Raw genomic sequence first — 23,797 nt, 5'->3', positions numbered from 1 at the left:
TGCCGGCATGCATGCGAGCGAACCGGGGCCGCCGGGACCACCCGGTCCGCCCGAACTGCCCGAGTACGCGGAACGGGTTCTCGACGTCGCCGAACACATCCCGTCCGGCCTCGTCATGACGTACGGGGACATCGCCGAGTGGCTCGAGGAGGGCGGTCCCCGTCAGGTGGGCCGGGTCATGGCGCTCTACGGAGGTGCCGTGCCGTGGTGGCGCGTGGTCCGGGCCGACGGCGCGCTGCTGCCCGGCAGCGAGCTGCGCGCGCTGGAGCACTACAGGGCGGAGGGCACGCCGCTGCGGGAGGCGGGCCGTGCCACGGAAGGACACCTCCCGCGGATCGACATGCGACGGGCGAGGTGGAACGGCGAGACGTGACCACGTACTGCGGCTGCTCACGGCTACCACCTTCCGACATCTTCGCTCCCAGCTCTTATCCGGCCACCCGTACGGAGTACACGAGTACCGCGCTGCGGCCCGTGTGCCCGCTGGCGTAGCGTCTGCACCAGTCAGCACAGACCCTCCCCGAGGCGATCCACGTGAGCTCCTCCATCCCGCCCGATGCGTACCGGCCGGGCGCCGGCCCCGGCCCGGCCCCGGGCCACGGTCCGGTCGCCGGCACGTACCGGCTGGTGCGCACGAGGCCGGAGCCCGAGGACCCTCCTGCCTTGGACGCACAGCAACGCGATGTGGTTGACCATTCCGGCGGCCCGCTGCTCGTGCTGGCGGGACCCGGCACGGGGAAGACCACCACGCTCACCGAAGCCGTAGCGCAGAGGGTACGGGCGGGAGGCGATCCCGACCGCATCCTCGTCCTCACCTTCAGCCGCAGGGCAGCCGTGGAGCTGCGCGACCGGATGGCAGCACGACTGACGGGGCTCCCTGAACACACCTCCGCCCCGCAGGCGACCACCTTCCACTCGTACTGCTACGCACTGGTCCGCGCGCACCAGGACGCCGAACTCTTCTCCGAACCGCTGCGGCTGCTGTCCGGCCCCGAACAGGACCTGTACATCCGCGAACTGCTGGAGGGCCAGCTGGCCCTGGAGGCCGACGGACGCGCCCGCATCGCCTGGCCCGACGAGCTGCGCGCGTGCCTGACGACGCGCGGCTTCGCCGACGAGGTGCGGGCCGTGCTCGCCCGCAGCCGGGAACTCGGCCTGGGCCCCGGCGAACTCGGCGACTTCGCACACAGCACCGGGCGGCCCGACTGGTCGGCGGCGGCGGGCTTCCTCGCCGAGTACCTCGACGTGCTCGACGCGCAGGGCGTGCTCGACTACGCGGAACTGGTGCACCGTGCCGTGCTGCTGGCGGAGAGCCCCGGCGTTGCGGACGAGCTGCGTGACCGCTACGACGCCGTCTACGTCGACGAGTACCAGGACACCGACCCCTCCCAGGTGAGGCTGCTGCGGGCACTGGCCGGCGGGGGCCGCACCCTCGTCGTCTTCGGTGACCCCGACCAGTCGATCTACACCTTCCGCGGGGCCGACGTGAACGGAATCCTCGACTTCCCTGAGGTCTTCCGCCGGCGCTCGGGCGCCCCCGCCCCGGTCAGTATGCTGCGCGCCGGGCGCCGCAGCGGTGGCCGGCTGATGGAGGCCACGCGTGAGATCACCCGTCGCATCCCGTTGACGCGGCTGCCCGCCGAGGCCGTACGGGCGCACCGCGGCCTCGTGGCGCAGCGGCCGGGAGGACGGGTGGAGGCGTTCACCTGCCCCACGGCCGGAGCCGAACTCGACAACATCGCCGACCTGTTGCGCCGTGCGCACCTCGAAGAGGGCGTCCCCTGGGGTGAGATGGCCGTGCTGGTCCGGGCGGGCGGCCGCACGATCCCGGCCGCGCGGCGTGCGCTGTCGTCGGCGGGCGTCCCGCTGGACGTGGACGGGGCCGACGTCCCGCTGCGTCATGAACCTGCCGTCGCACCGCTGTTGACGGCTTTGCGGGCGGTGGCGCGTGCGGCCGCCCATGTGGACCCTGCCCCGGGCGACGTTGGCGAAGGCGGCGACGGCGGCGCCTCCCCGGTAGACGGCAGCGACGAACCCGGCGACGCTCCCCTCGGCGACGTCAGCGGCGACTCCCGCGGCGAGGGCAGTGGCAACCGCGGCGACGGCGGCCGGGGCGGCAGTGACGGCGGAGGTCCGGCGGCCGGGTGGCTCGACACCGCGACCGCCCTCACCCTGCTCGGCTCGCCGCTCGGCGGCATGGACGCCGCCGACCTGCGCAGGCTCGGCCGTGCCCTGCGCGAAGAGGAGCGTGCGGCGGGCGAGAGCGTTCCGCGCCCCTCCGACGTACTGCTCACCGAAGCACTCGCCGAGCCGGAGCGCCTGGTGGCGCACGACCCGGCGTACGCGCGCGGAGCGCAGCGGCTCGGTCTGCTGCTGCGCAAGGCGCGGGAGCTGCTGGCGGGCGGCGGCACCGCGGAGGAGGCACTGTGGCAGCTGTGGGACGGCACCCCCTGGCCGCAGCGGCTGGAGCGTGCCGCCTTCCGCGGCGGAGCGGCCGGGCGCAACGCCGACCGCGATCTGGACGCCGTGTGCGCGCTGTTCGACGCGGCGTCCCGCGCCGAGGAACGCACCGGCGGCCGGGGCGCGTTGAACTTCCTCGAGGAGATCGACGCCCAGGACATCGTCGCCGACACGCTCACCCGCCGGGGCGTACGTCCCGATGCGGTGCGGCTGATGACGGCGCACCGCTCCAAGGGCCTGGAGTGGCGTCTCGTCGTCGTCGCGGGAGTGCAGGAGGGCCTGTGGCCCGATCTGCGGCGCCGCGGTTCGCTGCTGGAGGCCGACCGCATCGGCCGCGACGGGCTGGCCGAGCCGCTGTCCCCCGGCGCGCTGCTGACGGAGGAGCGCAGACTGTTCTACGTGGCGGCGACGCGCGCGAAGGAGCGGCTGGTCGTGAGCGCCGTCCGTGCTCCCGCGGACGACGGTGACCAGCCGTCGAGGTTCCTGAGCGAACTCGGCGTCGAGCCGAGGGCCGTCAACTCCCGTCCGCGGCGCCCCCTTTCGGTCCCGGCGCTCGTCGCGGAGCTGCGTGCCACGACCGTCGACCCGGAGGCTTCTCCGGCGCTGCGCGAGGCAGCCGCCGAACGGCTCGCCCGGCTTGCCGGGCTGTGCGACGAGGAGGGCCACGCGCTCGTGCCCGCGGCGCATCCCCACCGCTGGTGGGGGCTGCACGAGCCGACGCGCTCCGCGACGCCGCTGCGCGACCGGAACCAGCCCGTCACGCTCTCGGGCAGCGCGCTCGACCAGCTGGCCAACTCCTGTGCGCTGCAGTGGTTCCTGGCCCGCGAGGTGAAGGCGGACGAACCCGCCACCGCCGCGCAGGGCTTCGGCAACGTGCTGCACGTGCTCGCCGACGAGGTCGCCTCCGGCGGGACGCCCGCCGATCTCGCCGTCCTCATGGAGCGGCTGGAGACGGTGTGGGACGGGCTCGCGTTCGAGGCGCCGTGGAAGTCCCGGCAGGAGAAGCAGAACGCGCGGGCGGCGCTCGAGAGGTTCCTGCGCTGGCACGTGATGCGGGCGGGCGCGGAGTGGGACGCGGAGGGCGCGGCAGGTGCTCGGACGGCCGTCGCCGGAAGCGAACTCGGCTTCGACGTCACGCTGGAGGCGGGCGAGTACGAGGTGCGCATCCGCGGCAGCGTCGACCGCGTGGAGAGCGACGGCCGGGGGCGCGCGTACGTGGTCGACTTCAAGACCGGGCGCACCAAGCCGACCGGCAAGGAGGTCGCGCGCCATCCGCAGCTCGCCGTCTACCAGTTGGCGGTCCGGGAGGGCGCGGCCGACCACCTCTTCGGGGGAGAGCGCCCGGAACCCGGCGGCGCAGAGCTGGTGCACCTCCGGCTGGGGGCGTCCGAACGGGACGGCGGCGACGGGCTGCCGGTGGTCCAGCGTCAGGAGGCGCTGAGCGGGAGCCGTCCGCCGGGTGACAAAGGTCTCCCCGCCGGCGGCGAGGCCGAAGGCGGCGAGTGGGTCGGCGAGTTGCTTGCGACGGCGGCCGGGCGCGTTCTCGACGAACGCTTCACTCCTTCGCCGGGTTCGCAGTGCACGCACTGCTCCTTCCGCGCCGTATGCTCCGCCCGCAGTGAGGGACGCCAGATCATCGAATGACCGAACTGCCCTGTGGGCAGGGCGGGTTGACGGGGCCACGGGACGCCTGGGGTTGCAGCCCTCGCCGGCACCGGCCGTCCCGCGGGTCACGTTCGACGGCGGCTGTCGGTGCGAGCCGTTAGCGTCTCTTCCGTGCCCGCCCGACTCACCAGTACCGCACAGCTCGCAGAGCTTCTCGGTATCCCGTTCACCCCGGAGCAGCTCGCCTGCATCACCGCCCCTCCCGCTCCCCAAGTGATCGTCGCGGGTGCGGGTTCGGGCAAGACGACGGTCATGGCCGCGCGCGTGGTGTGGCTGGTGGGCACCGGACAGGTGCAGCCGGAGCAGGTGCTCGGCCTCACGTTCACCAACAAGGCCGCGGGTGAACTCGCCGAGCGGGTACGCAAGGCGCTCGTACAGGCGGGCATCACCGACCCGGACCCCGACGATCCCGAACAGGCCCGCGGCGAACCGCAGATCTCCACCTACCACGCGTTCGCGGGGCGGCTGCTGACCGAGCACGGGCTGCGCCTCGGCATCGAGCCCGGCTCCCGGCTCCTCGCCGACGCCACGCGCTTCCAGCTCGCGGCGAGCGTGCTGCGCGCGGACCCGGGCCCCTTCGCGGCACTGACCAAGTCGGTCGCCGCGCTCGTCGAGGATCTGCTGGCCCTCGACGCCGAGCTCAGCGAACATCTGGTCCCGCCCGGCAGACTCCGCGCGTACGACGAGGAGTTGCTCGCCGCACTCGACGGCGTCCCCCTCGGGAACGCCGCGCTGCGCAAGGTGCCGCAGGCCGCTCTCGGCCGCGGCGAACTTCTCGGTCTGGTCGAGAAGTACCGGGCGAGGAAGCGGGAGCGGGACCTGCTGGACTTCGGCGACCAGATCGCCCTCGCCGCCACCCTCGCGCGCGATGTCCCGGAGGTCGGCAGGGCGCTGCGCGCCCAGTACTCCGCCGTCCTCCTCGACGAGTACCAGGACACCTCCGTGGCCCAACGGGTCCTGCTCGCAGGGCTGTTCGGCGGAGAGCAGAGCGGCCCGGGTCAGAGCGGCCCGGGGCAGGACGGCCGGCCCGGGGAGGGGGCCGGTCACGCCGTCACCGCCGTCGGCGACCCGTGCCAGGCCATCTACGGCTGGCGCGGCGCCTCCGTGGCCAACCTCGACGATTTTCCACGGCACTTCCCCCACGCGGACGGCAGTCCCGCCCGCCGCCACTCCCTCAGCGAGAACCGCCGCAGCGGCGGCCGCCTGCTCTCCCTCGCCAACTCCCTCGCCGCGCCGCTGCGCAGCCGCCACGAGGGCGTCGAGGCGCTGCGGCCGGCGCCGGGCGCCGAGCGCGACGGCCTGGTGCGGTGTGCGCTGCTGCCCACGCACGAGGAGGAGCTGGAGTGGCTCGCCGACTCCCTCGCCCATCTCGTGCGTACGGGCACACCCCCCGGCGAGATCGCCGTACTGTGCCGCGGAGCGGGCGACTTCGCGGAGATTCAGGCCGCCCTCGTCGCCCGCGAACTTCCCGTCGAAGTGGTGGGTCTGACGGGTCTGCTGCACCTCCCCGAGATCGCCGACCTCGTCGCCATGTGCGAGGTCCTCTCCGACCCGACCGCGAACGCCTCCCTCGTACGGCTGCTGACGGGCCCGCGCTGGCGGATCGGCCCGCGCGACCTGGCGCTGCTGGGCCGGAGGGCGCGGCTGCTCGTCGAACACCGGGAGGACGGCGGCGGCGACCCGGACCGGCGCCTGGCCGCGGCTGTCGAGGGCGTCGACCCGGCAGAGGTCGTCTCCCTCGCGGATGCTCTGGAGACTTTCCTCGACGCCGGAGGGCCGTACGAGGACGGGCTGCCGTTCTCGGCGGAGGCGCGGGTGCGGTTCACCAGGCTCGCCGCCGAGATACGGGATCTGCGGCGCTCGCTGGCCGACCCGCTCATGGACGTGCTGCACAGGGTGCTCGCGGTGAGCGGCCTGGAAGTCGAACTGTCCGCCTCCCCGCACGCGCTCGCCGCCCGCCGCCGCGAGACGCTGAGCAGCTTCCTCGACGTCGCCGCCGGGTTCGCAGCCGTCGACGGCGAGGCCACGCTGCTCGCCTTCCTCGGCTTTCTGCGCACGGCGGCGCAGTACGAGAAGGGGCTCGACAGCTCGCTGCCCGGCGGTGAGAACGCGGTGAAGGTGCTCACCGCGCACAAGGCCAAGGGCCTGGAGTGGGACGTCGTGGCCGTGCCCGGGCTGGTGTCGAAGCAGTTCCCCGGCGAGCTGCCGCGTGAGTCGTGGCTCAGCCGGCCCAAGGTCCTGCCGCATGCGCTGCGCGGCGACGCCGCGACTCTCCCCGACGTGGCGGAGTGGACGGCGAAGGGCGTGAAGAACTACGAGACCGCGATGCGGGACCACCAGGCCGTTGAGGAACTCCGCCTCGGCTACGTCACTTTCACCCGTCCGCGGTCGCTGCTGCTCGGCTCGGGGCACTGGTGGGGTCCGCACCAGAAGAGGCCCCGCGGGCCTTCGGCGTTCCTCGAAGCGCTGCGGTGCCACTGCGAGGAGGACCCGGCGCACGGCGAGGTCGAGCACTGGGCGGAAGCACCCGCCGACGGCGAGGAGAACCCGGCCCTTTCGGCCGCCGCCGCTCAGGTCCGGGCCTGGCCGCTTCCGCTGGACGAGGCGGCACTGGCCCGGCGGCGTACCGCGGCGGACGCCGTGCTGGAACGCCTCGCTCAGGCCGGGCCGCTGCGGGCGGCGGACGAGGCGGCCGGCCCGGGCGGCTCCGAGGACTCGGAGGAATTCGACCGCACGGCCGGCGCCGACGTTCCGGGTGCCCCTGACGGCGCGGCCGGCTCCGCCGTTCCGGGTCCCTCTGACGGCGCGCCCGGCGCCGCCGGTGCCGCCGGTGCCGCCGCCGGGCCGCAGGCCGCCCGTCCCGCGCTGCCGAGCGCCGGCGCCGGGCCCGCTGAAGCACCGGCTGACCTGAGCCCGGAGGAGTCACGGCTCGTCGAGTCCTGGGACCGTGATCTGGACGCGCTCACCGGTGAGTTGCGCCGCTCCCGCCTGCCCGTGCGGGACGTCCCGCTGCCGGCTTCGCTGTCGGCGTCGCAGTTGCTGAGGATGGCCGCGGACCCTGACGGCTTCGCCCGTGAACTGGCCCGGCCGATGCCCCGCCCGCCGCAGCCGGACGCGGCCCGCCGAGGCACGCGCTTCCACGCATGGGTGGAATCCCGCTTCGAGGAATTGCCGCTTCCGATGCTCGGTCCGGACGAGCTTCCCGGCGCGGGGGACGGAGCCGCCGGACCGTCCGGCGCCGGCGGAGGCCGCGACGAACCGGACGGGATCGCCGACGAGCGCGACCTGGCAGCGCTGAAGGAGGCCTTCCGGCGCTCGCCGTACGGGCAACGCACGCCGTACCGCGTCGAGGAGCCCTTCCAGCTCGAACTGGCGGGCCGGGTCGTCCGCGGCCGCATCGACGCCGTGTACCGCGACGTCGCACCCGACGGCACGGCGACGTACGACATCGTCGACTGGAAGACGGGCCGCGCGCGCGGCGCCGACCCCCTCCAGCTGTCCGTCTACCGCCTCGCCTGGGCCGAGAAGCAGCGCGTGCCGCTCGAATCCGTCGGCGCGGCGTTCCTCTATGTACGGGGCGGCGAACTCGTCCGCCCCGAGGGCCTCCTCGGCCGCGCCGGCCTTGAGGAGCTGCTCCTCGGCCGCGGCGCCGGTACGGATGGGAGCCGTCCCCCGGATGCCGGATAGGCTGCCCGGCATGAGCACCATCCCGGCAGCTCCGGACGACGCGGTCCGGGCCTGCATCGAAGACAGGCGTGCCGCCTTCCTCGACGACCTCGTGGAGTGGCTGCGCATCCCGTCCGTTTCCGCCGACCCGCAGCACGCCGGTGACGTTCGGCGCAGCGCCGAATGGCTGGCCGGGAAGCTGGCGGCCACGGGATTCCCCGTCGCCGAGGTCTGGGAGACGCCCGGCGCTCCCGCCGTCTTCGCGGAGTGGCCGTCCGACGATCCGGACGCACCGACGGTGCTCGTCTACGGGCACCACGACGTCCAGCCCGCGGCCCGTTCCGACGGATGGCACTCGGAGCCGTTCGTTCCGGAGCAGCGCGAAGGGCGTCTGTACGCGCGGGGCGCCGCCGACGACAAGGGCCAGGTCTTCTTCCACACCCTCGGCGTGCGGGCGCACCTCACCGCGACGGGGCGCACGTCGCCGGCCGTGAGCCTCAAACTGCTGGTCGAGGGCGAGGAGGAGTCCGGCTCACCGCACTTCCCGGCGCTGCTGGAGGAGAAGGCCGAGCGGCTGGAATGCGATGCCGTGATCGTCTCCGACACCGGCATGTGGTCGCCGGAGACCCCGACCGTGTGCACCGGCATGCGCGGCCTCACCGACTGTCAGATCGACCTGTACGGACCGGACCAGGACATCCACTCCGGCTCCTTCGGCGGAGCCGTCCCCAACCCGGCCACGGAGGCCGCGCGGCTGGCGGCGGGACTCCACGACGAGGAGCGGCGGGTGACGCTCCCCGGCTTCTACGACGGAGTCGTCGAACTGACGCCCCGCGAGCGTGAGTTGTTCGCCGAGCTTCCCTTCGACGAGCCCGCCTGGCTCCGCACCGCCCACTCGCACGCGACGCTCGGCGAGGCCGGCCACTCGACGCTGGAGCGGATCTGGGCCCGTCCCACGGCCGAGGTGAACGGCATCTCCGGCGGCTACCAGGGGCCGGGCGGCAAGACCGTCATCCCCTCCGAGGCACAGCTGAAGCTGTCCTTCCGGCTCGTCGAGGGTCAGGACACGGAGAAGGTCCAGCAGTCCGTCCGGGAATGGGTCGCCGGCAGCCTGCCGGACGGCATCCGGCACGAGATCACCTTCTGGGGAGCGACCCGCCCCTGCCTGACGCCGCCGGGGCACCCGGCACTCCGGTCGGTCGTACGGTCGATGGAGCGCGCCTTCGGGCAGCGGGTCCGCTTCACGCGTGAGGGCGGGTCGGGGCCGGCGGCCGATCTGCAGGACGTGCTCCGGGTCCCGGTGCTCTTCCTGGGCATCTCCGTGCCGTCGGACGGCTGGCACTCCCCGGACGAGAAGGTCGAACTCGACCTGCTGATGAAGGGCGTGGAGAGCGCCGCATACCTCTGGGGCGATCTCGCCGAGCACTGGAGTGCCGAGGAGCGCGCCTCCTGGTCGCGCTCGCAGGAGGGCCGGGACGACCGGTGAGGCCGGGCAGGAGCATGAGGCCGGGCACAGGAGCATGAAGAGGAGCAGGGAAGCTGAAGTGACCACTGGAACCGACTCGACCGCGGGTTCCGGCGCCGGCACCCGTGACCGCACCGCGGCTGCCGCCCCGGCGGGGACCGCCACGGGCACGCACAGGGACACGGACACGGACACCGCCGCGGACCGCCCGATCACCCTGACCCCCACCGGCGGCATCGACCGTGCCGCCCACCACCGCATCGACGAGGCGTGGCTGGCGGCCGCCTGGAGCCACCCGACGACGCGGTGCTTCGTCGTCTCCGGCGGCCAGGCACTGATCGAGGACGACGACGAGGGCAGCACCGAACTGGTGATGATGCCCTCGTTCGACGCGCCCTTCACCGAAGCCCACCGGTACTTCCTCGGCGTCGACGAGGAGGGGGTGCGCTACTTCGCCCTCCAGAAGGACTCGCTGCCGGGCCGCATGGACGACATCGCTCGGCCCGCCGGGCTCCGGGAGGCGGGCGTGCTGCTCTCCGCCCGTGACGCCGAACTGATGGCGCACGCCGTCGGCTTGGAGAACTGGCAGCGCACGCACCGCTTCTGCTCCCGCTGCGGCGAACGCACCGTCATCGCCGCCGCCGGACACCTGCGCCGCTGCCCCGCCTGCGGCGCCGAGCACTACCCGCGCACCGATCCCGCCGTGATCATGCTGGTGACGGACGAGAAGGACCGGGCGCTGCTCGGCCGTCAGGTCCACTGGCCGGAGGGCCGCTTCTCGACGCTCGCCGGTTTCGTCGAGCCGGGCGAGTCCCTGGAGGCCGCCGTCATCAGGGAGGTCGCCGAGGAGGCGGGCGTGACGGTCGGGCAGGTCGACTACGTGGCCAGCCAGCCCTGGCCGTTCCCTGCGAGCCTGATGCTGGGCTTCATGGCGCGCGCGACCTCGCCGGAGATCCGTGTGGACGGGGACGAGATCGAGGAGGCCCGCTGGTTCTCCCGGGAAGATCTCAAGGACGCCTTCGCCACCGGCGAGGTGCGGCCGCCGTCCGGGATCTCCATCGCGTCACGTCTGGTGGAGCGCTGGTACGGGGAGCCGCTGCCCCGGCCCGGGCGCTGAGGCTCCGGGCCGGGCGGACAGCCGAGTCCCCGGCGGTCAGACGCCGACCCTCTGCTGGACCTGCGCCAGCGAGGGATTGGTCAGGGTGGACCCGTCGGGGAAGAGCACGGTGGGCACGGTCTGATTGCCGTTGTTGGCCTTCTCCACGAAGTCGGCGGACGCCGGGTCGTGTTCGATGTTGATCTCGGTGTACGGGATGCCCGCGCGGTCCATCTGGCCCTTGAGCCGACGGCAGTAGCCGCACCACGTGGTGCTGTACATCGTCACGTTTCCCGTCATCGGTCCTGTTCTCCTTCGCGTCCGTTGGTCACTGTGGAACGTGTGGACGAGCCGGACCATTCCCGGGCCGGGGAGACCGGACCATTCCATGGCGGGGGAGTGGTGAGTGCCGTATGACGATCCGGCTCCGGCTGTGGACAAGCGTCACGCCCGTCTCGTACGACCTGGCAGCATGGCGGGGTGACAGCAGCAACTGACTCCACTCTCTTCTCCCACGTCGACCAGGACGCGTACGCGGGCCCGCCGCGCGACGCGGACGCGGTGCTGGAGGGCCTCGACCCGGAGCAGCGTGAAGTGGCGACGGCACTGCACGGTCCCGTGTGCGTGCTGGCCGGCGCGGGCACGGGCAAGACCCGCGCCATCACGCACCGGATCGCATACGGGGTGCGCGCAGGGATGCTGCCCCCGGCCAGTGTGCTCGCCGTCACTTTCACCAGCAGGGCCGCGGGTGAGATGCGGGGGCGGCTGCGGCAGCTGGGGGCGGAGGGGGTCCAGGCCCGCACCTTCCACTCCGCCGCACTGCGGCAGCTGCAGTTCTTCTGGCCGCGTGCGGTCGGCGGTGAGCTGCCGAGGCTGCTGGAGCGCAAGGTGCAGCTCGTCGCCGAGGCCGCGGCCCGCTGCCGCCTGCGTCTGGACCGCAGCGAACTGCGGGACCTCACCGGTGAGATCGAGTGGTCGAAGGTGACGCAGACGGTGCCGGAGGACTATCCGGCGGTCATCGCCAAGTCGGACCGCGTCCCCCCGCGGGACCCGGCCGAGACGGCACGGGTCTTCGGCCTCTACGAACAGCTGAAGCGGGAACGTTCGGCGATCGACTTCGAGGACGTGCTGCTGCTGACCGTCGGAGTGCTCCAGGACCGGCCGGACATCGCCGAGACGGTCCGTGCCCAGTACCAGCACTTCGTCGTCGACGAGTACCAGGACGTCAGCCCGCTTCAGCAGCGGCTTCTGGAGCTGTGGGTCGGTGACCGGGACAGCCTCTGCGTGGTCGGTGACGCCAGCCAGACGATCTACTCCTTCACCGGTGCCACTCCCGACCACCTTCTCGACTTCCGCGTCCGTCACCCCGAAGCCACCGTCGTCAAGCTCGTGCGGGACTACCGCTCGACGCCCCAGGTCGTGCACCTCGCGAACGGTCTGCTCTCCCAGGCGTCGGGCCGCGCGGCCGAACACCGCCTGGAGCTGATCTCGCAGCGCGAGGCCGGGCCCGAACCGGCGTACACGGAATACGCGGACGAGCCTTCCGAGGCGGAGGGCACCGCCAAGCGCATTCGCACGCTCATCGACTCGGGCGTTCCGGCCAGCCGGATCGCGGTGCTCTACCGCATCAACGCCCAGTCCGAGATCTACGAACAGGCCCTCGTCGACGCCGGTGTGCCCTATCAACTCCGCGGCGCCGAACGGTTCTTCGAACGTCCCGAGGTCCGTGAGGCGGGCGTGGCGCTGCGCAGCGCCGCCCGGTTCGGCGGCAACGACACCCTGCTGGACGGGGCCGTCGGCCTCCCCTCGCAGGTGCGCGCCGTTCTCAGCGGCAAGGGCTGGACGGACGAGCCGCCGGCGGGCTCGGGCGCCGTCCGTGACCGCTGGGAGTCGTTGATGGCCCTCGTGCGGCTGGCCGAGTCCCTTTCGGCCGGCCGCTCCGCCGCGGGCGGGCAGGAGCCGACGCTCTCCGAGTTCGTCGCCGAACTGGACGAGCGGGCCAACGCCCAGCACGCACCGACCGTCGAGGGCGTCACCCTCGCATCGCTGCACTCGGCCAAGGGGCTCGAATGGGATGCGGTGTTCCTGGTCGGGCTCACCGAGGGCATGATGCCGATCACCCACGCCAAGAGCGACGCCCAGATCGAGGAGGAGCGCCGCCTGCTCTACGTCGGCGTCACCCGGGCCCGTATCCACCTCAACCTCTCCTGGGCGCTCTCGCGTTCGCCCGGCGGCCGTGGCGGACGCCGCCCCAGCCGGTTCCTCAACGGGCTGCGGCCGGGGTCCGCGGCTCCGGGGGCGGGGACTTCCGGCGGCCGCGGGGGTGTCGAGCGGGGGAGTGCTTCCGGCAGCCGTGCGCGCAAGCGCCGCGGTCCCGTCCGCTGCCGGGTGTGCGGCCGTTCTCTGACGGACGCGGGGGAGATGAAGCTGATGCGCTGCGAGGACTGCCCCTCGGATCTCGACGAGCAGCTCTACGAGCGGTTGCGCGACTGGCGCTCCGAGCGGGCCAGGCAGCTGGGTCAGCCCGCGTACTGCGTCTTCACCGACAAGACGCTGATGGCGATCGCCGAGACGGTGCCGGACGACGACGCGGCCCTCGCCCGCATCTCCGGTGTGGGCGCCCGGAAGTTGGAGCGTTTCGGGGCGGACGTTCTCGCGCTGTGCGCGGGCGGGGAGTTGGAGCCCGAGAGCGGCCAGGCGGGCGGAGAGGCTTCCGAACAGGCCGTGACCGAGGCGGAAGAAGCGCCTCCGGCCGCCTCCTCGGCAGCGTCCTCGGAAACCGTCCCGGAAGCTTTTTCGGAGACGGCGGAAAAATAGTTTGCGCGGGCTGTCCGGAGCCCCATAGCCTTCCGGACGTGGACAGGGCGGGGGCTTTCCGCTCCAACCCATCCATGCTGTACTGACTCTTGCACGTTTGCGGATCGGCTCCAGCTGATCCCCCGAGTCGCCGAAAGGAGGCGAGCCCAGTGATCGACTTCATTACCACCACCAAGATGACCGACCGCTCGGTCGTCGCCTCTTGTCTGCTCGGCTCCCGGATCGATGGCACGGGTCTGTCCCGCGTCGTCCCCGGCGCCGGCAAGCGACCGGCGACTGCACCCGAGGTAGCGGCAGCAGTGGCGAAGGCAGTGGCCTACGCCTTTGCGCTCGCGGCCGTCCGTGTCGGCAACGGCAGCCAGAAGACGAAGCACAACCCGATGTGGGCCTTCCGTGGGCTCGAACCCTGGAGAGATCCAGCCTGATCGGCGAGATCAGGTCGGCACCTTCCAGGGCCGCGGAACCCACACCGGGATCCGCGGCCCTTCTGTTTGCCCCGCCCGGCCACCAGCCGGGCCGACAACACAACAGACATCAACAGACGAGGAACCCGGCAGTGCACCCCGAAACGCACACCCCGTCACCCACGACAGACCTGATGCCGCCTGCTGCCACCACGGAGGATCTCGTGACCGCCCCGCTGATCACGCTCACCGAGCTCGACGAAGCCATCGAGCGGCTCGGTGTGACCGTGCCCTGCCGCTCATACGACCCGGAGGTCTTCTTCGCCGAGGCACCCGCCGACGTGGAGTACGCCAAGACGCTCTGCCAGACCTGCCCGCTGCGCGAGGCCTGCCTCGCCGGTGCCAAGGACCGCCGCGAGCCCTGGGGTGTCTGGGGAGGCGAACTGTTCGTCCAGGGCGTGGTTGTGCCCCGGAAGCGTCCGCGTGGCCGTCCCCGCAAGAACCCGGTCACAGCATGAACACCGCCGGCACGATCGACCGCCCGATGACGCGCGATCCCCAGCAGCGTCCCCTCCCGAAGCAGGACCCGACGATGACATCCGACTCCGACATCCCGAACCACCGCGGAATCGACGCGGACTCCTTGCGCCAGAACAGGACCCGACAAATGCAACTCATGCCAGAATCCCTGGCCCGAGCCCATATGAACGACCGTCTGTACGAGGCCGAGTCGGAACGCAGGGCACTGCGTGTCACCTCGGCCCGTCGCCTCCAGCGCCGCGCGGAACGCGCTTCACTGCGCGCCCGCAGAGCGCTGGCCATGGCGGTCATGCAGTGATCAATCCGGGAGCCGGGGCGCAAGCCCCGGCTCCCGCTGTCTGCGGCGGGCATGGACTCCCGGTGGCCGGCCTCCGCGAGCCTGTTGCCCCGCGCCGATCGCTGGGGGCAGTGACCGGCCGCTCCTGCGGCAGCACATCCGACCCGGACCTGACGCTCCCGACTCCGGTCCGGACCGGGGCCTGTCGTTCGTGGTTCCGGTGCGGCACCGGGGCATGTTGTTTGCGGTTCCGGTCCGGCACCCGGGCGTGACGCTCCCGGCTCCAACCCCCACCCGGGCCTGACCCCCTGTGGCCGTCCCTGATTTCAGGCGGAGGCCTGCGCGGCAGCCGGCGAGCCCTCCTCGCCGTCCTCCCCGGCCGGCATGCGGTCGACCCTGGCCTCCTCGTGGGAAGTGTCGTCTTCCGCGATGTCCTCGCCCCGGGCGAAGCCCGGCACCCATGCTTCCATTTCTTCACGCATCCGGACGGTCGCTCCCAGCTGGCACAGCACGCCGATGGTGCTCAGCGTCACCCGGTGTATGAGCAGATACGCCGGGGGCAGATTGAGCTGCTTGCCCAACTGGTGCGCCGGAGAACGGGGATCGGCGATCCGGGCCGCCTGCTCCCGCATCCATCCCCGGTGGAAGTGGAAGCTCTCCGCGTGGGCCGGCTCGATGACGGGCACCAGATAGTCCAGCACCGCTGAGGGCTCCAGCTCGATGGAGTCCTTGACGAAGCCCTCCGCGCAGAGCAGTTCGTAGACGGCGTCGGCCTCACCGTCGATGACCATGCGCAGCGCCGTGCCGATCACGGGCGGCAGCCCTCCCGGGAGCCGGTCAACGGTTCCGAAGTCCATCACGCCGAGCCGCCATTCCCCCTCACCCTCGCCGGACTGCTCGGCGGGAAGCAGACGGAAGTTCCCCGGGTGCGGATCCGCGTGCAGCAGTCCGGTGCGGGCCGTCCCGGAGCAGAGGAAACGGGCCAGCAACTGCCCCGCACGGTCCCGTTCGTCCTGTGTGCCCTCCGATATGACCTCTGCGAGCGGCACTCCGTCCATCCACTCGGTCACCAGCACTCGCTCGCACTGGTGCACCACATCCGGGATCACGACGTCCGGGTCCTCGGCGAATTCCTCCGCATAGAGCTTCTGCGCCTGGGACTCCAGGCCGTAGTCCAGCTCCTCGGTCACCCTGTCCCGCAGTTCGGTGACGAGCGGCTTGATGTCCATGCCGGGTATGAGCGGCCCGAGCATGCGCACGAACCGGCCGAGCTGGGCGAGGTCGGAGACCAGAGCCTCCCCGGCCCCCGGATACTGAACCTTCACCGCGACCTCGCGTCCGTCGTGCCAGACGGCACGGTGCACCTGCCCGATCGACGCGGCCGCGGAGGGCATGTCGTCGAACTCCTCGAAGAGCTCGAGCCAGTCCTCACCCATCTGTTCAGCCAGCACCTCGTGGACGGTGCTGGTCGGCATCGGGGGAGCGGCTTCCTGCAGCTTCGTGAGCGTCGCCCTGTAAGGCCCGGCTATCTCTTCGGGCAGCGCCGACTCGAAGACCGAGAGCGCCTGCCCGAACTTCATGGCACCGCCCTTGAGCTCCCCCAGCACCTTGAACAGCTGCTCCGCGGTGCGCTGCTGAAGGTCGTGGCCGACGAGTTCGGCGGACAGACCTCCGATCCGTTTGCCGAGGCCCCACGCGGAGCGTCCGGCGAACCCCAGCGGCAGCGCGGCCAGTTTGGCCGTACGGGTGACTGCCTTACGGGGAAGATCAGACATGGGCCCCTCCAACTTCCAGACGGCTCGGTCTGAGCGCACCGAGAAACGGCGGCCATCAGGCCATTGTGACCTCTTCCTCGGCATCCGCCGAGTGCGGGTGATCCGCTGTCACGGAAGCGGCACCACATGGACACTCAGGATGAGCGGAGAGCTGCTCGGTGCTGCCGATGAGATGCGGCAGGGAGAACCGCATCCGGTATCCGGAGGCGCAGGCCCCGTCGCCGTCGAGGAAGCTGAGAGCGTAGGAGGCGATGGCCCCCGCGACCACCGTCGCCAGCGCCGAGTCGCAAGCCGGGACCCCCGACCGCCGCCTCGCCGACATGCGCCACTGGCCCACCACCAGCGGCCAGCTCGGTTCCCGCTCTGCTCGTGCCCGCAGTATGCAGCCGGCGCAGGGAGAGACTCCGGGTGTGACCAACGGCCCGACGAAGCCGGTGCTTTCCACCACGCCGCCGTAGAGATGCGGCGTCCCCGCCCCGACGAATCCTTCTGCGGCGCCGGGGTCCGGAGCGTAGGCGTCGAGGCCGTCACGCGGGGCGAGCACCACGAGTCCCGGAACCGGCCGCGAGCGGGAGCGTGGCCGGGAATCCCATGGCCGCGCACGGGAGACCGCTCTGCGCGCGGCCACGTCGCGCCGCTCTCCGCAGTCGTCCGGGGAGACGGCTCCCGGCGCCGTGTCCCAGGGCTCGACATGGCCGCCGTCCACCACCGTGACCTCTCCCACGCCGGCCGCGGAAAGAGTCGACGCCACGAGGGCACCGACCCTCCCGGCTCCCCGTACCTGTACGCAGGCCGTCCTGCGTGCCACCAGCTTGCGCAGGCCGTCGCCCGGGCGCCGGTGCACGACAGACAGTGAGGCCAGATCCGGCCGGAGCCGCTCGTGCACCATGGCCGAGGCCTCGCGGTCCGCCGTTGCGTCGTCGAGCACCCCCGCCGAAGCGAGCCTGTCGACGAGCCGCTCCGTGGTGCCCTCGGGGAGCCCCAGCCGGGACGCCTCCTCACGCAGCTGCACCAGGGAGCGTGTGCCGTCCATCGACTCCATGAACACAGCCGTCGTGTTGTCCACCGGCCCGAGCAGCACAGCATGGGCGGGCGCGACGCCGTACTGCACCGTCTGCCTGTCCCGCCAGGCACGCCGCAGCGCAGGCTTGATCATCGGATGCATGCTTCTCCCCGTCCTTGTTCTGCGGTACTCGTCACTGCCTCGGACAGCATGCGATCGGCCGGGCAGGCGGCGCCGGAAGTTATCCACAGCCTTGGGAGGCAGTCATATGAAGGGACCGGGTATGGGGCGATGACCGCGAACCCGTCCGGAGGTGGGACTTCCGCTCCCATCAGCGGGTACGGTCGAGGCGTGTCCGTCGACCCGCTGAACAGCAACGGCCAGCCGGCGGTCGAAGTGCGTCGCAGCGCGCGCCGCAGGCGCACCGTCTCCGCCTACCGCGAGGGCAACCGGACAGTCGTGATGATTCCCGCCCGTATGTCGACGGACGAGGAGCGACGCTGGGTCGACCTCATGCTCGACAAGCTGGCGGCACAGGAGAGCAAGCGCATGCTGGGCGACGCCGAGCTGGCCGAACGCGCCGCGAGGCTCTCCGAGCAGTACCTGGACGGCCGGGCCAGACCGCACACCGTCCGCTGGGTGACGAATCAGAACACCCGCTGGGGGTCATGCACCCCGGCGGAGGGCAGTATCCGGCTCTCGCACCGGCTGCGCGGCATGCCCGAGTACGTGATCGACTACGTACTCCTGCACGAACTGGCCCACCTGCTGGTGCCGGGGCACGGGTCGCGCTTCTGGCAGCTGCTGGACGCCTACCCCCGCACGGAACGGGCGCGCGGCTTCCTCGAAGGCGTCGTCGCAGCCGACCGGCTGCCCCACCTCCCCGCCGCTCGCGAGGCCCGCGAGGAGTAGGAGCCCGACGGCCGTCCGGCGTCGGCGTCCTCAGCGCGCTCCGTCCCCGACGAGGGCGCGGGCGCACTCGGTGAGCCTCACCACCGACTCGTCGGCGGCCGCCGCCACTTCGTCGTAGCCGTACCAGCGCAGATCCAGCGACTCTTCGCTCACCCGCTCCAGCGCACCCGCGGGAGCGAGCGCCGCGTACTGCACGTCCAAGTGCCAGGCGCACGGCGTGAGATGACGGTCGAGCCGCAGCGGACCGCCGGGAAACAGCGTCAGCCCGTCGATCCCGGACTCCTCCTGCGCCTCGCGCAGCGCGGCACCGGCCAGCGTGGTGTCCTCAGGCTCGCAGTGGCCGCCCATCTGCAGCCACATCCGCAGCTTCCGGTGCAGCGTCAGCAGGACGCGGCCGCCCGCCGGGTCGACCACGAGCGCGCTCGCCGTGAGGTGACCGTCGGAGCACGCCTTCCACATGGCGTTCTCATGGGCCCCCAGGAAGGTGAGGTACTCGCGCCGCAGTTCCTCCTGCCCGTCGTCCGCTCCGGGGGACCACTCCGTCAATGTGCGCATCGCACTTTCGTGCAGACTCACAGCTTCTTTCCGCCGTCGCCGTCGCCCTTGTCGTCTCCGTCTTCGTCGCCGTCGGCACGGGCTTCGCCCTCGTCGCCGCTGCCGCCTCCGGTGCGGCCGCTGCCCGGGTCCTGCGCCGCGGCGTCGCCCAGCAGCGACTCGAGCTCCGAGAAATCGGCGTTCTCGCGGTGGACGAAACCGTCCGGGTCGTCCAGATCGTCAGCCGTCGGCAGCATGTCGGGGTGTGCCCACAGCCCGTCACGCCCGTCCGCGCCGCGCGCGTCCGTCAAGGACGCCCACAGCCGCGAGGCGTCACGGAGCCTGCGCGGACGCAGCTCGAGCCCGATCAGCGTGGCGAAGGTCTGCTCCGCGGGCCCACCGGACGCACGGCGGCGGCGCAGCGTCTCGCGCAGCGCGGAAGCAGAAGGCAGGTGCGGCTCGGCCGCGGCGTGCACGACTGCGTCGACCCAGCCCTCGACCAGAGCCAGAGCGGTCTCCAGGCGAGCCTTCGCGGCCCGCTGCTCCGGGGTGTCCTCCGGCTGGAACATGCCCTGCTGCAGGGCCTGCTGGAGCTCCTCCGGGTTCTGCGGATCGAACTGGCCGACGACGTCCTCGAGTTTGGTGGTGTCGACCTTGATCCCGCGGGCGTAGCCCTCCACAGCGCCGAAGAGGTGGGAGCGCAGCCACGGTACGTGCATGAAAAGCCGCTGGTGAGCGGCTTCCCGCAGCGCCAGGTACAGGCGCACCTCCTCCTGCGGCACGCCGAGCCCCTCACCGAGCGCGGACATGTTCGCGGGAAGGAGCGCGGCCTTGCCGTCCGGGCCCAGCGGAAGGCCGATGTCCGAGGAACCGACCACCTCGCCCGCCAGGACGCCCAGCGCCTGGCCGATCTGCGTACCGAACATGGCGCCGCCCATGGAACGCATCATTCCGAGGAGCGGGCCCGCCATGGCCTGCATCTCCTCGGGCAGCACGTCGCCCATTGCCGTGCCGACGCGTTCCGCGACGGGGTCGACCAGGTCCTTCCACACGGGCAGCGTGTTCTCCACCCACTCCGCGCGGCTCCAGGCCTCCGCCGTGGTCGAGCCGGACGGCAGGGACGTCACCCCGTCCAGCCACAGGTCGGCCAGACGCACCGCCTCCTCGACGACCGCGCGGTCGGCCGGGCCGACGCTGACGTCCTTGGTGCCCGTTGCCTGGCCGCCCTGGGCCGCGGCCGGACCTCCGGCCGCGACGGTCTGGCGGGCGATGTCCTTGGCCATCTCCCAGTTCACGGGGCCGCCCTCGAACGAGAGCATCTGGCCGAGCTTCTGGAAGGCCGCGCCCAGGTCACCCGGGTCCATGCCTCCCTGACCGCCACCGAGCGAACCGAACATCGCCGCCAGCGGATTGTCCGCACCGGGCCCGCCGGCACCGCCGCCGAAACCGAAGGGATTCGGAGTGCTGCCCTGGCCACTCCGGTCGCCCTGGCCGCTCCGGTCCGCGTCGTCGCCCTTCTTCTTGCCCTCGTCCCCGTCTTCGGGCTCCTCAGGAGGTACGCCGAATCCGAATGGGGTGTCACTCACGGGTTTCCTCGGCTCTGTCGTGTGGGTCTCGTGGGTCTTCGTACGGTTGTGCGGGTCTCGCGGGAAGGTGCGCCCGTGCGTCGGCGGTCTGCTCGCGGAGGCCGGTGCGTGGACTACGTTGGACTGTCTCGACTGGTCGAAGTGGGCCAATCGGGACACGGGTGAGCCTGCTCAGCCAACACAGGCTCCACCTCCAGCCTAGACACGCGTCAGGCAGGATGGAGCTTGCGCACCTCCTACCAGAAACAACCGCTGGAGACGACTGGTGAGTTCCTCCGAAGGCAACGTTCGCGCAGCGCGAACCCCGACCGTCGCCGTCACCGGTGCCGCGTCAGGAGTGGGCGCGCTGCTGACGGAGCGGCTCGCGGCATCGGAGGAGATCAAGGGCGTCGTCGCGCTGGACGAGCGCCGCGGCGAGGTCAGCGAGGCACAGTGGCACACCCTCGACGTGCGCGATCCGGCCATCGCCGACCGGCTTCGCAACGAGGCCGATCCGGTGGACGTCGTCGTGCACCTCGCCCTCGACCTGGACCTGGAGACGGACCCGACGGCCCGCACCGCTCTCAACGTCCGCGGGACGCAGACCGTGCTGACCGCGGCGGCGGCAGCGGGCGTCCCCCGTGTGATCCTCTGCACGTCGACGATGGTCTACGGAGCCCTGCCGGACAACGACGTTCCGCTCTCGGAGGACGCCGAACTGCGGGCCACCGCCGAGGCCACCGCCGTCGGGGACCTTCTGGAGATCGAACGGCTCGCACGCCGGGCGCCCCGGGCCCATCCGGGGCTCAACGTGACGGTGGTGCGCCCCTCAGTGCTCGTGGGCGCGGGCATGGACACCGCGCTGACCCGCTATTTCGAGTCGCCGCGTCTGCTGGTCGTCGCCGACTCCCGCCCCTGCTGGCAGTTCTGCCACGTCGAGGACCTGGTGAGCGCGCTGGAGTTCGCCGTCCTGGAGAAGGCCGACGGCGAGATGGCCGTCGGCTGCGACGGCTGGCTGGAACAGGAGGAGGTCGAGGAGCTCACCGGCATCCGCCGCATGGAGCTGCCCTCCGCCGTCGCGCTCGGGGCCGCCTCACGACTGCACCGGCTGGGCCTCACACCCTCCCCGGCAGGCGATCTCGCCTACACGATGCATCCCTGGGTCGTCTCCGGAGCCCGCCTGCACGACGCGGGCTGGCGACCCCGCTGGACCAACGAGGAGGTCCTCGCGGAGCTGCTGGAGGAGGTCGCGGGCCGTCACACGGTCGCCGGGCGCAGGCTCGGGCGTACGGAAGCCGCCACCGCGGCCGGCGCCGGTGCAACCGTGGCACTCCTGGGCACGGCAGCACTGGTGCGCAGGGCCCGCAAGCGCCGCGGCCTGTAGCGGCGGGCGAGGGCGGGGCAGTTCCCTCGGCGCCGGGCGTGGGGCAGCATGAGGCCATGGCGCACGAACACGAACACCCCGGTGAGCAGGCGGCCCCCGATCCGATCAGGCTGCTGGGCATCCGCGACGCACCGCTTTCCGTCGACGAGGTGTTCAGGGCCGTCGGTGACGACTCGGCGGGCGGCACCGCGCTCTTCGTGGGCACGGTGCGCGATCACGACGGCGGCGCGGACGTCACCCGTCTGGGGTACTCCTCGCATCCCACGGCGGAGGCGGAGCTGCGAAGGGTGGCGGAGAAGACCGCCGCCGACTTCCCCGTCCGCGCGCTCGCGGCGGTGCACCGGGTCGGGGAACTGGCGATCGGCGATCTGGCCGTGGTCGTGGCTGTCTCCTGCCCCCATCGCGCGGAGGCGTTCGCGGCGTGCCACCGTCTCGTCGACGACCTCAAGCGCGAGGTCCCGATCTGGAAGCACCAGACCTTCGCGGACGGTACCGAGGAGTGGGTCGGGGCCTGACCGGGCCCGGCCAGGCGTGCTGCGCCCTCGTGGAGGGCCGGTGGCCGGTGACCCGGTGACGTGGGTGAGCCTCCTGGGCGAGGTCTGCGCCCCGTCCGGTGCTCTCGGTGCCCGGCCCTGTCCGCGCCCCCGCGCGGTGCGCGTCCGTCCGGTGGTCGGGACGGCGCAGCGGCGTCACCGGGGGAGGCGACCGGGGCACCCATACGGTGCACATTCCGGTTGCGGAACCGGATCCCGGGAAAGAGCGTTGTCATGCCGGGAGTTAATCTGCTCATCGGCCGTTCTGCCCGGCAGGACTCGGTCGGACAGCGTCTTTCAAGGGGTCGGGAGGTCATCATGGCGGCACTCTCCTGGTTGCTGATTCCGATCATGGGCGCGGTCGCTGCCGGTGTGTGGGGCAGCTGGGCCAGCCGGCGCCGGTCGGGCATCCCGGATTCCGCGGGCGTCGCGGGCTACGAAAGGTTCCGCGCCGCGATGGAACGCTCACGCGTCGAGGAGGCGGGCGGAGGATTCCGTCCGGAACCTCCTGCGGAGCCCGTTGTGACGGCCGCCGGGCGGGCCGCGGATCGTTCCGCCCGGACGGCGGACTGACGGTCCCGTCCCGTACTGTCGTGCTATGCCACGACGCACCGCGACGATGCTCGCGTCCACGCTGCTCCTCATAGCGATGCTCTGTGCCGGGCTGCTGATCAAGGTGCCGTACGCGGAGATGTCGCCCGGGCCGACGGTCAACACGCTCGGCGAGCACGACGGAGAGCCGGTGCTCAGCATCAAGGACCGCAGGACTTACGAGACGTCCGGCCACCTGAACATGACGACGGTCCGCGTCACCGGCGCCGACTACCGGATGAATCTGCTGGAGGCCGTCGGCGGCTGGCTGCAGCACGACAGCGCGGTGGTTCCGCATTCGACTCTCTACCCGGAGAACAAGTCGGCCAAGGAGGTCGACCAGCAGAACGCGGAGGAGTTCAGCGCCTCGCAGGAGAGCGCGAAGGTGTCGGCGCTGAGGGAGCTGGGGATACGGGTGCCCAGCTACATCATCGTCGGGTCCGTCGTGAAGGGCGGGGCGTCGGAGGGCAAGCTGCACGCCGGTGATCTCATCCGCACCGTCGACGGCGAACCGGTCAAGGACCCCAAGGGCGTCGCGGACATCGTGACCAAGCACAAGCCGGGGGAGAAGGTCCGCTTCACGATCATCCCGGCCGCTGATGTCAAGGCGGCCCAGAAGGCAGGGAAGAAGCCCTCCCCGCGTGACGCGCGGCAGGTGGTCGTCGGCACGAAGAAGGCAGAGGACGACGGGCGCGCGATCGTGGGCATCCAGCCCGCGGCCGGTCACTCCTTCCCCTTCGACATCGACATCAAGCTCGCCGACGTCGGCGGCCCCAGCGCGGGCCTGATGTTCTCCCTGGGCATAGTCGACAAGCTGACGCGGGAGGACCTCACCGGCGGCTCGTTCGTCGCGGGCACCGGCACCATCGACGACAAGGGCAAGGTCGGAGCGATCGGCGGCATTCAGATGAAGACGGTCGCGGCACGCGCCAAGGGCGCCAAGTACTTCCTGACACCGTCCGCCAACTGTCCTTCGGCTTCCAAGGACAAACCGGACGGTCTCACTCTCGTCAGGACGGGCACCATGGACGAGGCCATGGACGCGCTGGAGAAGATCCGCAACGACGACACGGCCGCCCTCCCGCGCTGCAAGGCGGGCTGACGGCCGCT

General features: G+C 72.0%; 19 protein-coding genes. 14 read left to right on the top strand and 5 right to left on the bottom strand.

Annotated elements, in window-relative coordinates:
* Window positions 1–7: 7 nt before the first annotated feature.
* From H180DRAFT_RS12840 to nudC, 5 genes are all read left to right on the top strand, one after another.
* Entirely contained in the window at window positions 8–373 is a 366-nt protein-coding gene (locus tag H180DRAFT_RS12840) for an MGMT family protein (protein ID WP_055486247.1), read from the top strand.
* Window positions 374–663: 290 nt separating this feature from the next.
* The gene (locus H180DRAFT_RS12835; RefSeq protein ID WP_055486246.1) at window positions 664–4,104 is read left to right on the top strand and encodes an ATP-dependent helicase; all 3,441 of its coding nucleotides are present in this window, start codon (window positions 664–666) and stop codon (window positions 4,102–4,104) included.
* 132 nt (window positions 4,105–4,236) lie between these two features.
* Window positions 4,237–7,812 carry an ATP-dependent DNA helicase gene (locus H180DRAFT_RS12830; protein ID WP_055486143.1) on the top strand — a complete coding sequence of 1,192 codons (3,576 nt, stop codon included), beginning with the start codon at window positions 4,237–4,239 and terminating at the stop codon, window positions 7,810–7,812.
* A gap of 10 nt (window positions 7,813–7,822) precedes the next feature.
* Window positions 7,823–9,277 carry a dipeptidase gene (locus H180DRAFT_RS12825; protein ID WP_055486245.1) on the top strand — a complete coding sequence of 485 codons (1,455 nt, stop codon included), beginning with the start codon at window positions 7,823–7,825 and terminating at the stop codon, window positions 9,275–9,277.
* A 190-nt stretch (window positions 9,278–9,467) separates the two neighbouring features.
* Complete coding sequence (gene nudC, locus H180DRAFT_RS12820) at window positions 9,468–10,373, top strand: NAD(+) diphosphatase (protein WP_055486244.1); 906 nt, start codon at window positions 9,468–9,470, stop codon at window positions 10,371–10,373.
* Between the two features lie 36 nt (window positions 10,374–10,409).
* On the opposite strand, the gene H180DRAFT_RS12815 is transcribed toward nudC, so the two are convergent.
* Window positions 10,410–10,652, bottom strand: a complete 243-nt coding sequence (locus tag H180DRAFT_RS12815) for a mycoredoxin (protein WP_055486142.1) — start codon at window positions 10,650–10,652, stop codon at window positions 10,410–10,412.
* A gap of 180 nt (window positions 10,653–10,832) precedes the next feature.
* On the opposite strand from H180DRAFT_RS12815, the gene H180DRAFT_RS12810 reads away from it, so the two are divergent.
* From H180DRAFT_RS12810 to H180DRAFT_RS12795, 4 genes are all read left to right on the top strand, one after another.
* A complete protein-coding gene (locus H180DRAFT_RS12810) occupies window positions 10,833–13,169 on the top strand; it encodes an ATP-dependent DNA helicase UvrD2 (RefSeq protein ID WP_055486141.1) in 2,337 nt (778 codons plus the stop codon).
* Between the two features lie 149 nt (window positions 13,170–13,318).
* On the top strand, window positions 13,319–13,594 hold the full coding sequence (locus H180DRAFT_RS12805) for a hypothetical protein (protein WP_107097638.1): 276 nt from the start codon (window positions 13,319–13,321) through the stop codon (window positions 13,592–13,594).
* Window positions 13,595–13,725: 131 nt separating this feature from the next.
* Window positions 13,726–14,091 (top strand): WhiB family transcriptional regulator, encoded by a 366-nt coding sequence (locus H180DRAFT_RS12800; protein WP_302622440.1) that lies wholly within the window; start codon window positions 13,726–13,728, stop codon window positions 14,089–14,091.
* Window positions 14,088–14,411 carry a hypothetical protein gene (locus H180DRAFT_RS12795; protein ID WP_055486140.1) on the top strand — a complete coding sequence of 108 codons (324 nt, stop codon included), beginning with the start codon at window positions 14,088–14,090 and terminating at the stop codon, window positions 14,409–14,411. The genes H180DRAFT_RS12800 and H180DRAFT_RS12795 overlap by 4 nt, the downstream gene beginning before the upstream one ends.
* A 305-nt stretch (window positions 14,412–14,716) precedes the next feature.
* Here the strand turns inward: H180DRAFT_RS12795 and H180DRAFT_RS12790 are convergent, their stop codons facing one another.
* Window positions 14,717–16,165, bottom strand: a complete 1,449-nt coding sequence (locus H180DRAFT_RS12790) for an ABC1 kinase family protein (protein WP_055486139.1) — start codon at window positions 16,163–16,165, stop codon at window positions 14,717–14,719.
* Between the two features lie 55 nt (window positions 16,166–16,220).
* Window positions 16,221–17,321, bottom strand: coding sequence for a ThiF family adenylyltransferase (locus tag H180DRAFT_RS12785; protein ID WP_368073122.1), 1,101 nt, complete (start codon window positions 17,319–17,321; stop codon window positions 16,221–16,223).
* Between the two features lie 198 nt (window positions 17,322–17,519).
* On the opposite strand from H180DRAFT_RS12785, the gene H180DRAFT_RS12780 reads away from it, so the two are divergent.
* Entirely contained in the window at window positions 17,520–18,080 is a 561-nt protein-coding gene (locus H180DRAFT_RS12780) for a M48 metallopeptidase family protein (RefSeq protein ID WP_254666003.1), read from the top strand.
* A 30-nt stretch (window positions 18,081–18,110) separates the two neighbouring features.
* Here H180DRAFT_RS12780 and H180DRAFT_RS12775 read toward each other — a convergent pair whose 3' ends face one another.
* Both H180DRAFT_RS12775 and H180DRAFT_RS12770 read right to left on the bottom strand, forming a co-directional pair.
* On the bottom strand, window positions 18,111–18,656 hold the full coding sequence (locus H180DRAFT_RS12775; protein WP_055486137.1) for an NUDIX hydrolase: 546 nt from the start codon (window positions 18,654–18,656) through the stop codon (window positions 18,111–18,113).
* A complete protein-coding gene (locus tag H180DRAFT_RS12770; protein ID WP_055486136.1) occupies window positions 18,653–20,200 on the bottom strand; it encodes a zinc-dependent metalloprotease in 1,548 nt (515 codons plus the stop codon). The genes H180DRAFT_RS12775 and H180DRAFT_RS12770 overlap by 4 nt, the downstream gene beginning before the upstream one ends.
* A 265-nt stretch (window positions 20,201–20,465) precedes the next feature.
* Between H180DRAFT_RS12770 and H180DRAFT_RS12765 the strand changes: the two genes are divergently transcribed.
* The 4 genes from H180DRAFT_RS12765 to H180DRAFT_RS12750 all read left to right on the top strand — a co-directional run bounded on the left by H180DRAFT_RS12765 (window position 20,466) and on the right by H180DRAFT_RS12750 (window position 23,789).
* A complete protein-coding gene (locus H180DRAFT_RS12765; protein ID WP_055486135.1) occupies window positions 20,466–21,563 on the top strand; it encodes an SDR family oxidoreductase in 1,098 nt (365 codons plus the stop codon).
* A gap of 56 nt (window positions 21,564–21,619) precedes the next feature.
* Entirely contained in the window at window positions 21,620–22,078 is a 459-nt protein-coding gene (locus H180DRAFT_RS12760; RefSeq protein WP_055486134.1) for a molybdenum cofactor biosynthesis protein MoaE, read from the top strand.
* Window positions 22,079–22,414: 336 nt separating this feature from the next.
* Complete coding sequence (locus H180DRAFT_RS12755; RefSeq protein ID WP_055486133.1) at window positions 22,415–22,669, top strand: hypothetical protein; 255 nt, start codon at window positions 22,415–22,417, stop codon at window positions 22,667–22,669.
* A 25-nt stretch (window positions 22,670–22,694) separates the two neighbouring features.
* Complete coding sequence (locus H180DRAFT_RS12750; RefSeq protein ID WP_055486132.1) at window positions 22,695–23,789, top strand: YlbL family protein; 1,095 nt, start codon at window positions 22,695–22,697, stop codon at window positions 23,787–23,789.
* Window positions 23,790–23,797: the final 8 nt, after the last annotated feature.

This window comes from Streptomyces sp. WMMB 322 (assembly GCF_900090145.1).
GTDB lineage: Bacteria > Actinomycetota > Actinomycetes > Streptomycetales > Streptomycetaceae > Streptomyces.
The sequence above is the reverse complement of the archived record's forward strand: the minus strand, read 5'-3'. Positions and strand labels throughout refer to the sequence as shown.

Bases quoted from the DNA above. Each gene is read 5' to 3' on its own strand.
- H180DRAFT_RS12840 (WP_055486247.1), top strand. From the start codon at position 8: ATGCATGCGAGCGAACCGGGGCCGCCGGGACCACCCGGTCCGCCCGAA.
- H180DRAFT_RS12825 (WP_055486245.1), top strand. From the start codon at position 7,823: ATGAGCACCATCCCGGCAGCTCCGGACGACGCGGTCCGGGCCTGCATC.
- H180DRAFT_RS12815 (WP_055486142.1), bottom strand. From the start codon at position 10,652: ATGACGGGAAACGTGACGATGTACAGCACCACGTGGTGCGGCTACTGC.
- H180DRAFT_RS12795 (WP_055486140.1), top strand. From the start codon at position 14,088: ATGAACACCGCCGGCACGATCGACCGCCCGATGACGCGCGATCCCCAG.
- H180DRAFT_RS12790 (WP_055486139.1), bottom strand. From the start codon at position 16,165: ATGTCTGATCTTCCCCGTAAGGCAGTCACCCGTACGGCCAAACTGGCC.
- H180DRAFT_RS12785 (WP_368073122.1), bottom strand. From the start codon at position 17,321: ATGATCAAGCCTGCGCTGCGGCGTGCCTGGCGGGACAGGCAGACGGTG.
- H180DRAFT_RS12760 (WP_055486134.1), top strand. From the start codon at position 21,620: ATGGCGCACGAACACGAACACCCCGGTGAGCAGGCGGCCCCCGATCCG.
- H180DRAFT_RS12755 (WP_055486133.1), top strand. From the start codon at position 22,415: ATGGCGGCACTCTCCTGGTTGCTGATTCCGATCATGGGCGCGGTCGCT.
- H180DRAFT_RS12750 (WP_055486132.1), top strand. From the start codon at position 22,695: ATGCCACGACGCACCGCGACGATGCTCGCGTCCACGCTGCTCCTCATA.